Source organism: Frankia sp. R82, from assembly GCF_023716925.1.
GTDB lineage: Bacteria > Actinomycetota > Actinomycetes > Frankiales > Frankiaceae > Frankia.
Map to the genome: position 1 here is coordinate 1 of NZ_JAMQQG010000037.1, position 12019 is coordinate 12019.

The 12019-nt window shown below is 68.6% G+C and carries 11 protein-coding genes; 6 read left to right on the plus strand and 5 right to left on the minus strand.

What is annotated here, in order from left to right:
* Positions 1 to 157 precede the first annotated feature (157 nt).
* Together ND747_RS09650 and ND747_RS09655 are read right to left on the minus strand one after the other, a co-directional pair.
* Positions 158 to 2605 carry an MMPL family transporter gene (locus ND747_RS09650; protein ID WP_251733154.1) on the minus strand — a complete coding sequence of 816 codons (2448 nt, stop codon included), beginning with the start codon at positions 2603 to 2605 and terminating at the stop codon, positions 158 to 160.
* Positions 2606 to 2783: 178 nt separating this feature from the next.
* Positions 2784 to 3695 (minus strand): phosphoribosylaminoimidazolesuccinocarboxamide synthase, encoded by a 912-nt coding sequence (locus tag ND747_RS09655; protein WP_251733155.1) that lies wholly within the window; start codon positions 3693 to 3695, stop codon positions 2784 to 2786.
* A gap of 106 nt (positions 3696 to 3801) precedes the next feature.
* Between ND747_RS09655 and ND747_RS09660 the strand changes: the two genes are divergently transcribed.
* The 6 genes from ND747_RS09660 to ND747_RS09685 all read left to right on the plus strand — a co-directional run bounded on the left by ND747_RS09660 (position 3802) and on the right by ND747_RS09685 (position 8696).
* The gene (locus tag ND747_RS09660) at positions 3802 to 4368 is read left to right on the plus strand and encodes a hypothetical protein (protein WP_251733156.1); all 567 of its coding nucleotides are present in this window, start codon (positions 3802 to 3804) and stop codon (positions 4366 to 4368) included.
* Positions 4369 to 4890: 522 nt separating this feature from the next.
* Positions 4891 to 5385, plus strand: coding sequence for an HIT family protein (locus ND747_RS09665; RefSeq protein ID WP_251733157.1), 495 nt, complete (start codon positions 4891 to 4893; stop codon positions 5383 to 5385).
* Positions 5386 to 5518: 133 nt separating this feature from the next.
* Positions 5519 to 6082, plus strand: a complete 564-nt coding sequence (locus ND747_RS09670; RefSeq protein WP_251733158.1) for an NUDIX hydrolase — start codon at positions 5519 to 5521, stop codon at positions 6080 to 6082.
* Positions 6083 to 6208: 126 nt separating this feature from the next.
* Positions 6209 to 6355 carry a hypothetical protein gene (locus ND747_RS09675; protein ID WP_251733159.1) on the plus strand — a complete coding sequence of 49 codons (147 nt, stop codon included), beginning with the start codon at positions 6209 to 6211 and terminating at the stop codon, positions 6353 to 6355.
* Positions 6356 to 6617: 262 nt separating this feature from the next.
* Complete coding sequence (locus ND747_RS09680; RefSeq protein ID WP_251733160.1) at positions 6618 to 7715, plus strand: LLM class flavin-dependent oxidoreductase; 1098 nt, start codon at positions 6618 to 6620, stop codon at positions 7713 to 7715.
* Between the two features lie 39 nt (positions 7716 to 7754).
* Complete coding sequence (locus tag ND747_RS09685; RefSeq protein WP_251733161.1) at positions 7755 to 8696, plus strand: CehA/McbA family metallohydrolase; 942 nt, start codon at positions 7755 to 7757, stop codon at positions 8694 to 8696.
* Here the strand turns inward: ND747_RS09685 and ND747_RS09690 are convergent.
* The 3 genes from ND747_RS09690 to ND747_RS09700 form a co-directional block, all read right to left on the minus strand.
* On the minus strand, positions 8687 to 9478 hold the full coding sequence (locus ND747_RS09690) for a carbohydrate kinase family protein (RefSeq protein WP_285900272.1): 792 nt from the start codon (positions 9476 to 9478) through the stop codon (positions 8687 to 8689). The genes ND747_RS09685 and ND747_RS09690 overlap by 10 nt on opposite strands.
* A 119-nt stretch (positions 9479 to 9597) precedes the next feature.
* The gene (locus ND747_RS09695) at positions 9598 to 10506 is read right to left on the minus strand and encodes a hypothetical protein (protein WP_251733162.1); all 909 of its coding nucleotides are present in this window, start codon (positions 10504 to 10506) and stop codon (positions 9598 to 9600) included.
* Between the two features lie 142 nt (positions 10507 to 10648).
* On the minus strand, positions 10649 to 11827 hold the full coding sequence (locus ND747_RS09700) for a hypothetical protein (protein ID WP_251733163.1): 1179 nt from the start codon (positions 11825 to 11827) through the stop codon (positions 10649 to 10651).
* Positions 11828 to 12019 lie beyond the last annotated feature (192 nt).

Sequence of the window (12019 nt, forward strand, 5' to 3'; positions counted from 1 at the left end):
GCCGAGGCAGTGGTGGATGCCATGGCCGAAGGCGAGGTGGCCGCTCTCCCTGGCGGGCCGCACGATGTCCGCGTCGGGGGGCCCGGGGGGGGGGGGGGGGGGCGGGGGCCCACGGCCGGGACGTGGCGCCGCTGGTCAGCTGATGGTCAGCCGCTGGTCAGGTGGGCGGCATCGACCAGTGCGGAACGGGGTAGTTCGGCTGCCGCGTGCCGCCCGGACGGTCGATCACCGGATCATTGGCGGCGCTGTGGCGCGCCGGTGCGGGCTGATCGCCGGGCAGGTCGGGGTGGTCGCGCCACACGCGGTTCTCGAGCAGGGTGAGCACGGCCGGCATGAGCAGCACCCGGATGACAGTGGCGTCGAGCAGGATGGCGGCGCCGAGTCCGACGCCGAGCTGCTTCATGCTGACCTGGGAGAGCGTCGCGAAGATCGAGAAGACCGCGACCATGATGACGGCGGCGCTGGTCACCACCCCGGCGCTGCGACGCATGCCGACGGTCACCGCGTCCCGCATGGACAGGCCGGCCGTACGGGCCTCACGCACCCGGCTGAGCACGAAGACCTGGTAGTCCATGGACAGGCCGAACAGGATCACGAAGAGCATCAGGGGCAACCAGATGGTGATCGCCCCGGTGGAGGTGTAGCCGAGCAGCCCGTCGGCCCAGTGGTGCTGGAAGACGGCGGCGAGCAGGCCGTAGGCGGCGCCGACGGAGAGCAGGTTCAGACCGACGGCGATGGCGGCGACCAGCGCGCTGCGAAACGCGGCCAGCAGCAGGACGAACGCGAGCACCAGCACGAAACCGATGATCAGCGGCGTGCGGGTGTGCAGGCGGTCGTTGAAGTCGACGGAGCCGGCGGTGGTCCCGGCGACATCGGCGTGCAGGTGAGCGGTCGCCGACGCCCCGATCGTCGCCGGGATCACGGTGGAGCGCAGCTCGTGCAGGGCCCGCACCGATGCGCCGTCGGTGCCGCTGCCCGCGACCGGGATCGAGATCTTGGCGACCTGGTGGTCGGCGGTGTAGACGACGTGCACCGGCTCGAACATCACGCCGGTGGCGATCGCCCGTCGGTGCAGATCCTCGAGTGTGCGCTGTGCCGCCGGGGTGGTCAGGACGGAACCGTCGGTGCTGGAGACGACCACGGACGCCGCGACCTGGCCGCCGGGGAAGGCCGCCGACAACCGCTCGTACGTCTTCATGATCGGAAGCTTGCGGGGGATGTCGTCCACGCCGGGCTCGGCGGTGTGCATCCCAAGGGCGGGCAGGGCGAGCAGGAGCAGCAGGCCTCCGGTGATCGCCGCGAGCCGCTTCGGGTGGCGCAGCAGCCGTCCCAGCACACCCGGCCTCGCCAGCTCGGCCTGGTAGGCGGTCGCACCATGGCGAGGGGGCGCACCGTGGTGGGGGAGCGCGCCGTGGCGGGCGACGGTCGCGCGGCGGCGGCGCCAGGGCAGACGCAGCAGTTCGACCCGGTCGCCGAGCAGGGACAGCACGGCCGGCAGGACGGTCAGCGAGCCGAGCACGGCCACCAGCACGACGATGATCGTGCCGACGGCGACGCCGGTGAACACCGAGATGCCGGTCAGCAGCAGGCCGGCCATCGACACGGCCACGGTCAGGCCGGAGACGAGCACGGCGTGCCCGGACGTGTCGGCGGCGATCTCCAGCGCGCGCTCGGGGCTGTGCCCGGCGGCGCGTTCCTCGCGTTCCCGGCGGATGTAGAACAGGGCGTAGTCGACGCCGACAGCGAGACCGATCAGCAGCATCACCGAGGTGGCGGTCTCGTCGGTGGGGAACGCCCGGCTGGCGAACGCGACCAGGCCGATCGCGGCCACGAACGAGGTCAGGGCCAGCGCCATGGGGATCAGCGCGGCGACGACCGCGCCGAACACGGCGAGCAGAATGCCGAGCGTCAGCGGGATCGCGAGCAGTTCGGCGTGCTTGAAGTCCTTGCCGACGGTGGCGCTGAGTGCCTTGTCGGAGCTGGCGTCACCGAACTGCTCGACGGACACCCCGGGATGCGCCGCGTGCACCGCGGCGACCGCGGCCAGGGTTGGATCGACCTTCGCGTCCGGCCTGAGCTCGAAGGCCACCAGCACCGAACGCAGGTCGTGGGAGACCAGCCCCGGATCGGTGCGCGCCCCCGGCACCCCGGGTGCCGCCACCGGGGTGCGCAGTTCGAGGGCCACCCCGGTGGCCTGGATGCGGGTGACGGTGTCGGCGAGCGCCGCGCGGATCTGCGGGTCGGCGAGCAGCGCCTGCCGGTCCGCCGCCGGGGTCGCCCGCTGGATGAGGACGTTCTCGCTGTCCGTGTCGACCCAGCCGTGGGCGACCAGGGTCTTTTCGGCCCGACCCGACTCGCCGAGACCCTCGTCGGCATCGGTGAGGGTGTGGGTGCCGATCAGGCTGCCGAGGAAGATCGTGAGGACGACTCCCACCAGCCAGCCGCCGACGGCCAGTTTCCGGTGGCGCACACTCCAGCGCGCCGCTCGCGCGGCGAGGTGGTTCGGCCGCCGGGGCGGGCTGTCCCGCTGCCCCGAGCCGGTCGGCTGCGCTGGTTCGGTCGCCTGACCTGGGAGATGGGCTGATGTCTGGGGCCTCGTTCGCATGGAACGACGATCTCGTTCGGATCGTTCAAGGTCACTGCGGTGAGCTACCGAATGCCTGCTCCGGTCGTCCGCCGCTGGTGGGCTGTGGCCTTCCGCCGTACCGGGGTGGGGCTGTCCCCACCCCGGTGGGCGTGCTCGTTCTTGCCGGCCCGACTCTCCTGGTCAGGCGCTGTCCTGGTCAGACCCCGGCGAGGTAGTCCTTGAACGAGATGCCGGTGAGGCGCTCGTAGGCCTCGACGTACCGGGCGCGGGTCGCCTCGACGACGTCGTCCGGCAGCTGCGGGCCGGGCTCGGTCTTGTCCCAGCCGGTGCTGATCAGGTAGTCCCGGATGAACTGCTTGTCGAACGACGGCTGTGAGCTGCCCGGCGCCCAGGTGTCCTCCGGCCAGAACCGGGACGAGTCGGGGGTGAGCACCTCGTCGGCGAGGCGCAGGGTGCCCTCGGCGTCGTGGCCGAACTCGAACTTGGTGTCGGCGAGCAGGATGCCGCGCTCGGCGGCCAGATCGCTGGCCCGGCCGAAGATCTGCAGGGTGAGCCGCTCGAGCTCCGCGGCGAGCTCGGCGCCGACGCGGCCGGCGGCGTCGTCCCGGCTGATGTTCTCGTCGTGCTGGCCGATCGGTGCCTTCGTCGACGGGGTGTAGATCGTCGTGGGCAGCTTGCTGCCGTCGACCAGGCCCGCGGGCAGCGGGTGGCCGCTGACCGCGCCGGTGCGGTTGTAGTCCTTCAGACCGCTGCCGGTGAGGTAGCCGCGGGCGACGCACTCGATCAGCACCATGTCCAGACGACGGCACAGCATGGACCGGCCGCGCAGCTGCTCGGCGTACGGCGCGAGCTCGGCGGGGTACTCGTCCACGTTGGCACTGATGACGTGGGACGGGACGAGGTCGGCGAGCTGGTCGAACCACCACAGCGACAGGCCGGTCAGCACGGCGCCCTTGTCCGGGATCTCGGTGGGCAGGACCACGTCGAACGCCGAGATCCGGTCGCTGGCGACCAGGAGCACGGCGTCGTCCCCGACGGCGAACAGCTCCCGCACCTTGCCGGAACCCAGATGCGTGAGCCCGGCGAACTCCTCATGTGTCAGCGGCATGTCCTGACCGTACCCATCCCCACCTGCTGTGGGTTCGGTTCCGCCGCGTCCGGCGAATCACGGGCCGATGGCTTCGGCATCCGTGGCGATCGGCAGATCATGGTCGATGGTGAGGGCAGCCGGGCAGTGGCGGCTGCCGGGACGGGACGAGTGGGAACGGAGCAGCGTGGGAACCTGGCGCGCTTGGCTGGCCAGTGCGGGGCGACCTGAGCACGGGATCTACGGGACGGTGTTGACCTCGGGGCTGATCGCCGCACAGGATCCGAAGACCGATCCGCTCGGGGAGATCGTCGCTGATGTCCTGGTCACGGTGGCGGTGTTCTGGCTGGCCCACGGTTATGCGCATGCGGTCGCCCGGCCGCTCGGGCCCGGGGGCGCGATGGGGTCGCCGCGGCGGGGACTGCGACTGGCCGAGTCGGCCATGGTGGAGAACTGGCCGCTGGCGCGGGCCTCGATCCTCCCGCTCGCGGTGATGGTGCTGGTGCGGCTGGCCGGGGCGTCGGTGGACGACGCGCAGGACGCCGCGCTGTGGACCTGCGTCGTGCTGCTGACCCTGTGGGGTCTGCGGGCTGGCCAGGCGGCGGGTCTGACCGGGCGGAGGCTGGTTCGCTACACCTCCGGCAGCACCCTGCTTGGGCTGGTGCTCGTCCTTCTCGAGATCGCGATCCACTGAGAATTTCTCAGGGCTCACGACGGGTGACCACAACAGGTGTCATCTCACATACGGTGACCGCAAAAGGGTCGATAGTCTCTGCCGGAAAACTTACCCAGCTAAGTGTCACCAATTGGCAGCTAATAACGGTGCGTTACGCTGTCTGGCTATCGCCCTGTGGATGTAGGTCACAAAATGTGTACGGAAATGTTGGTGGCGTGACGGACGTGTCATGATTGAGGGTCGAAACACGCCACCGGTAAGACTCGAAAACGGATCGTGATTCCGCTGGCGGGATGGATCTGCCAGTGCGTGCACGCCCCTCGGTCTTCGGCGTGCCGTTGCTTCGCCACCGAAAAGCTCAACACTATCGGATGGGTGCGACATCCTTACCGACTGTCATGTGAGGTCGTTTTCGGGGTCTTGACAACCCGGCGGTTGATGCTCGTGTCCGGCGTGAATCTGGGACGTCCGACCGACTCCGCTGCGATGATCGAAGGGCAGGGGTGATCCGGAGGACTGTTCGGATCAGGAGTGGAGGGCATGCGGACCGTGAGCGGCGAGTGGCTGGCCATGCTGCGGCGGGGCGAGGAACCGAATGCCCTGTTCCGGCTGCGTACCGGGTGGGCGGTCCTGGGAGACACCCAGCATCTTCCCGGATACTGCGTACTGGTACATGCGGACGACGTTGATCATCTGAACGATCTTCCGTATGCAGAGCGTTCCGCTTTCCTGCTGGATCTCTCGCTGCCCGGGGAGGCCATCGGTCGAGTCTGTGCGGCCAACAATCCAGGTTTTCTGCGGATCAACTACGAGGTTCTCGGAAACCTCTGGCCACATCTGCACGGCCACGTGCGCGCCCGGTATGCCTGGGAGGAGGAGCGTTTCCGGGTGGGGCCCGTGCATCTGTACGGCGATGTACGTCGCGATGCGCGGTACGCCGCCGGCCCGGCGCGCGACGCCCTGCGTGCCGAGCTCGCCGATGCACTCCGCGCAGTCACCCGGGATGCCTATGGCGAGAACGGAGGCTCCCGTTGACACCGCCGATGAAAGGCGAGGCGTCTCGCGCGGGCGGGGCAACGCGAGAAGGGCCTGACGTCGCCATGGGCGGGCATTGGGACAGGGATCCGACGTCGCGCGGACGGGGCCGCCCGAGCAGGAAGACAGGGCTGTGCGCTGGAAGGTGACGGGGCGGCGCCTCGCCTTCGCCACGCCGTGGCTCGGCGTGTGGTTTCTGGACGTCGAACGGCCTGACGGCACGGCCGGTGAATATCACGTGGTGCAGCTGCGGGACCTGGCGGTGGTCGCGGCCGTGGACGACGCGGATCGGGTGCTGATGATGTGGCGGCACCGGATCGCCACGGACAGCTGGGGGTGGGAACTCCCGATGGGGCTGGTCGAGGATGGTGAGGATCCGCAGGCCGCCGGGGCGCGGGAACTCGAGGAGGAGACCGGCTGGCGGCCCGGGGCAATCAGCCCACTGATCTATGCGGAGCCTGCCGGCGGAATCACCAACGCCCGCCATTTTCTTTTCCGGGCGGACGGCTGTGTCCAGGTCGGTGCACCCACTGAACGCAACGAATCCGACCGCCTCGAGTGGATCCCACTCGCCGAGCTCCGCGGGATGATCGAACGCCGGGAGGTCGTCAGCGGTGCCACGATCCTCGGTGTGCTGTCGCTGCTGCTCGGCAGTTCTGACGGCCCGCCACCGAGGCCGGACCGTCTCCAGAGATGATCAACCAACCGGCTCCTGTCGCCGGTGACCCGGCAGCCCGGAGTCCTGGGTGATAAGTGTTCGCGATTACATCGATCGCGAACTGTTGCTGGACGGCCAGGAATATTCACAACTACGTTGACGAACATGGTTGAGGTTGCTGTCGGCACCCTGGCGGGCGTTCCCCGCCGGCCTGCCGCGCTCTCGACCGGGATCCTGCAGGCGCCGGGGTGGCGCCTGGTCCAGCGGCGGGTGGTCGATTTCATGCGCCGCGGCACGGCCTGCTGTCGCTGACCCACCAGTGACCGGGCCGCCGGGCCACCCCGTCATCGGTCATCTCCCGATTGACACTCCATGCTTCCGACCCACAGCACATCCGACGCCCCGGCACATCCGACTCTGCAGCACATCCGACTCTGCAGCACATCCGACTCTGCAGCACTTCCGACTCCGCCTGTTCAGGTCGGAACGCCCGGTTTCGGGCCCCTCGAATGCGCGGGATTTTCCGTCCGATCGCCGCGCCGCCCGCAGGATCGACACGATCGAAGGACACCGGATGACGACACTGACCAGTTCGGGGGCCGCCGGCGCGCAGGCGGCCCGGCCGACGACGCGGCTCGGGTTCAACACCCGGGTCTCCTTCAACGCCGGTGCGGCGGGACGCGGCCTGCGCGACGGCATCGAGCTGTTCAAAGCGGCCGAGGAGCTCGGTTACCAGTCCGGCTGGGCCTACCAGCGGCACTTCGACAACTACCTGTCCTCGCCGCTGCCGTTCTTCGCCGCCGCCGGGCAGCACACCAGTCGGATCACCTTCGGCAGCGCGGTCATTCCGATGCGCTACCAGGAGCCGATCCTGCTGGCCGAGGCGGCCGGCACCACCGATCTGCTCACCGGCGGCCGGCTCCAGCTGGCCTTCTCCAGTGGTTCCGACGCCTGGGACGACGTCTTCGGCGCCGTCGACACGGATGCCCGGACCGAGGGTCAGCGGCGACTGCGCCGGTTCCTGGCCGGCATCTCCGGTGAGGTGCTGCACACCGTCACCGAGCACCGGCCGCCCGGTCCCCCGGCCGGTACCGAGCTGCGGGTGACCCCGCACAGCCCGGGCCTGCGCGAACGCATCTGGTACGGCTCCGGTCACATCGACTCGGCGGTGAACGCGGCCCGGCTCGGGCTGCGGCTGATCACCGGGACCATCCTGCGCGGCCTGGCCGAGGGGGAGACCTTCGGTGCGTACCAGGCCCGGCTGATCGGCGAGTACCGGGCCGCCTGGACGGCCACCCACGGCACCCCGCCGCCGCCGGTCGCGGTGTCCGCGTCCGTGCTGCCCGGGCCGACCGGCGAGCTGCGCGAGACCTATGCCGCCTACGACCTGGAGCGACGTACCTACGGGCCGGCCGCGTCCCGGCCGCAGGGCGCCCTGCCGCCGGTCAGGCTCGCCGAACTGCCGCCCGGGTTCGCGGCGAGCCCGGTCTACCACGGAGATCCGGAGGCGGTGACCGCCGCGGTGCTCGCCGACCCGGGCATCTCGGTCGCCGACGAACTGGTGCTGTTCCTGCCGCCGGCCTTCGGCCTCGACCAGAACATCCGCCTGATCACCGACCTGGCCGCCACCGTCGCCCCGGCTCTCGGCTGGACCCCGGCCGATCCTACGTAGGCCATGTCCGACCGGAGTTGATCGACTACGCTTCGACGAGTGGATGACGGGCTCGCTGACGCGGCGCCGGACCAGCCAGGGACCGGCCTTCCGTTCGGTAGGCCTGGACGGTTCTGGCGGGGAAATCTGCATACGCATACGGACCGGTCCGACGGGGCGCTGTCGCCCGCCGAGACGGCGCGGCACTACCGGGAGGCCGGTTACGACTTCCTGGCGATCACCGATCATTTCCGGGCCAGGTTCGGCTTTCCGGTGGTCGACACCCGTGACCTGCGCACCGACGGATTCACCACTCTGATCGGTGCCGAGCTGCACGCACCGCGCACGGAGTTCTCCGACGAGTGGCACATCATCGCGGTCGGCCTGCCGCTGGGCTTCCCGCCGCCCGACCCCGAGGAGACCGGCCCGGCACTGGCTCGCCGGGCGCGGGCCGCGGGAGCGTTCATCGGTATGGCGCATCCGGCGGCGTCCCTGCTCACGGTGGCGGACGCCGAAAGCCTCGACTCGGCTCACGCCGTCGAGGTGTTCAACGCGCTGGCGGCGCTGGAGAACCGGGGCGACAGCTGGCATCTCACTGACATCCTGCTGGGCCGCGGGCATCGGCTGGGTGCCTATGCCGCCGACGACGCGCATTTCCAGCCGCGGGATCCGCCGGCCTGCGCCGGTTGGGTGCACGTCCGCGCCGTCTCCCTCGACCCGGACGAGCTCCTGGCCGCCCTCAAGGCCGGCCACTACTACGCGAGCACCGGCCCCGAACTGCACGATGTCGAGCTGCGCGATGGCATGCTCACCGTCCGGTGTTCACCGGTGCGCAAGATCCTGCTGACCGGCGGCGTCCCGGGCAAGCAGGTGCTGGCGGGAAAAGAGCTGACGGAAGGCGCACTCCCGGTCGCGATGTTCGGCGACGGCCACTGCCGGGTCACCGTCGAGGACGCCGCCGGCGGCCGCGCCTGGACCAACCCCATCCACCTTCAGCCCTGAGGGTCGACGGCGACGAGGTCGGCGGTGGTGGGGTGGCGGCTGGTGCCGGGGAAACCGACCGTCCAGCCGGCGGCGAGCACCGCGGTGGCGAGGGCCCGGTCCGGGTCCTGGGTGCGCAGCCAGGCGTGCAGGAAACCTGCGAACAGGGCGTCACCGGCGCCGGTGGTGTCCACCACGCCGAACGGCGCCCGGGTGGCGATGACGCGGGGTTCGCGATCCGGGAGGGCCAGCAGGCAGCCCGCGGCGCCCAGGCCGACCACGACAATCCGGGCCCGGCCATGCGTCAGCACCTCCCGGGCGAACACGGCCGGGTCCACCGTGAGGTTCTCCGCCGAGCAGAACACGATCGACGCGTGGTCGATCCAGTCCGTGAGGTAGCTGTCCTGCAGGCCGCTGGTCGCCTGCAGGTCCACGGCGATCGGAACCCGCGCGGCGGCGGCGACGGGCAGCAGGCCACGGGCGAACCCGATCGTGGAGATCGACGCCAGCGTCGCCCCGTCCACCAGCTGCTCGAACACGGAGATCGGATAGTGGCGCTCGGGCAGGTCCTTGAGATCGGTGATGATCTGCCGGCGCCCGTCCGGGTCGACGAGCACCGCCGACTGCGCGATGGCATCCGCAGTCAGAATCCCCGGACCGGTGAGCCCCGCACGGATCAGGGTTTCCCTGGCCAGCCGACCTGCATTGTCTGCCCCGAGGAACGTTGCAAGCCGCACACCACTACCCAGCGCCGCCAGGCCTCGTGCGACGTTGCTGCCAACCCCGGCCGCCTCAAGTCGCAGCGCGGTCGGCGTGTACCGCGCTGCGGTCTAGCTGACTGGGAAGCTGTCCACTGGAATCGACTGCTGTACGTTCACCACTCCGACGACCACGATCGGGCCGACGAGGTGCCCCGGCCGGACTATGGCTGGTTCCATGAGTTGTCGGCCTCGTCCAGGGTCAGCTGGGCCGGGAGCAGGCGGTCGGCCATGGTGTCGATCGGGGCCCGCGCCAGGAGGGAAAGCGCGTATCGCTGCTGGTCCTGGTCGGCGAGGTTGAGTTCAAGATACTCACGGCTTCGTCTGACTCTGCCACGGAGATCGCCCTTGTCGAGGATCGTGTAGATCTCGGTGACCGCCTGCTCTCGCAGCTTGACGAGTTCCCGAGCTCGCCATCTCACGGACGTGTTGAATGTCGCCGATCGGACGGCGTCGTCGCCGGTGATGTGGACATTGTCGGGGACGTCGGCTCGCCCGATCTCCCCCATGGAATATGTGCACAGGCGCTCACTGAGGAGGCGCTTGCAGTAAGCGAGCTCGGCTGGGGACTGGTTAGCCGCGGCTGCTGGATCGAAGGGAATTATGTAGAGTGGCCGGGCCCCGTCCTTGCTTCCCTCGGTCACCTGCACGGCTGTACACAGGTCGAGAATCTCGGTTCGTGCAGTCTTTTTGATGAGGCTGAGCTCTGCCCAGAGCCCGTCGGGCGTGATGGAGAGGCCGATGGTGCCGCTTTCGGCTGGCGACAGGCCGTGTCCGTTTAGCTCGGCGGTGAGATGCAGCAGCGTTGCGGTCTGAAGCTCCACATCCTCGGCCGGGATGACGTAGATGACGTATGCGTGTTGTGCTCCGCCAAGCGCAGCGTTCGGGTCAGAGCATGCGGCGAGCAGTTTGCGGCCCTGTTCGGCGGTCGAGCTCATCGGTGAGAAGCTGCCTGCCTTGCACTCCAGTACGAGATGGATACTGGACCGCGGATGGTTCAGGAGCACATCGGGTTCTGGTGGATCTGGTTTGAGTCCGAAGGTGACGAAGCTCTTCCTGATGGGTTCGGCCACGCCGAGTCGAGCACCGATGGAACGAAGCGCGAATCCGGCCTCTGCATACGGTGCCCGGCGACCTGGGGTGCCCCCGGCTGGCCGTTTTACCAACCAGATGCAGGTGTTGAGCTGGAAGACGGGATCTCGTGTCAGGTGGGTTTCAGGCAACGGTCCGGGTGCCATCCTTCGGGATCAGGGAGGAGTAGTCGCGTCCCGCCACATATGCACGGACGTTGGGATCGACATGTCGCTGGACACTCGAAAGCAGCCTGTTGATCAGGTTGCCGCAGGTACCTTCGGGCAGGACGGCAACCAGGCGCTCTGGCGTGATCTCCAGAAGGAAAGGCTGCCAGAGATTCTGGTCGATCGCGCTCGCCTGCACCTTTCGGGTGCCGAGCCAGGTCGGAAAACCGGTGACATGAAAGCGATTTCTGGATGTACTGAAGAGACTTGTAACCCACCGGCGGAAAGTGCTCTCGAGTAGCGGGGCGCTGAACATGAACTCCGCGACTGATCCGTCGAGGGTGAGTTTTGAATTCTCTTCTCTGGCGGTGACCCACAGCAGCCGTTCGAGGTCCTTTGTGAGCTGTGAGTACATGTCGGTGACGTGCAGCAGGGCGCTTCGGTGGCCGAGGAAGGAATGACTCCTGTTCGTCACCTTGCCATCAAAATAGAGGTCGTGCCCGCCGCCGCCGAGGGCGGGAATTCTCAGGTGAGTGATCGAGCCGAGTGGCGCATATGTAGCCTGCAGCGGCGACATGCTCTGATCGATCACCTGCAGGCGGTCGATCATCGTAAACCGAGAGGTTCGCCCCTCGTCGTCCCCGTTGCCATCGCCCTCGGAATCAAACAGGGATTCGTGCTCGAAGGTTATCCGGCCATACCTGCGCCCGCTGTTTGTGGCGCGTACGTGCGCCCAGAGGGCCTTGAACGAATCCGTTGACAGCCAGATGTGGTCGAGTGCTGGATTCCTATTGACGGCTCGGTTGACGAGGGAGTCGGAAGCCTCGCTCCGCAGCAGCGTGTACAGCGCAAAAAAACGGTGGTCGAGCCGCTCGACGAGGGCGGTTCCGGATCCGTTTTCACTGATAATCCGAAAAAGTTCGGTGCTGTCCCCCACCGGCTCGGCCGTCAGGCCGCTCCGGCCGAGTAGGTGGATGAAGCCGTCGGTCCCCGGCGACGATCCGACATTCTCCAGGAGGTAGCTCTTCTGGAGGCCGCCGGGGGTCTCGCGGTCACGGTGCTCGACGGGAAGGTCGGTGGACATCCCATCGAACCAGTCGAAGTAGTCTTCCCTGGAACTGAGCGGAGGAATATCGGCCACGCGTGCCGCCGGCATACTCGCCCCCTCGCTCGTCCGATAGCCGCCAATTGTGCTGCATGCTACATCGGCCGCGTCCAAAAATCTCCGGCCCCGGCCGGCGGACTGGAGATCGGTGTTGTCCGGCAGGTACCAGGTATGGCGTCCCCGCCCTGGCTCGCTGGTGGGGCGGGCTGAGAGCGGTTTCGGGTGCGCCTGCCTGCCGGGCGG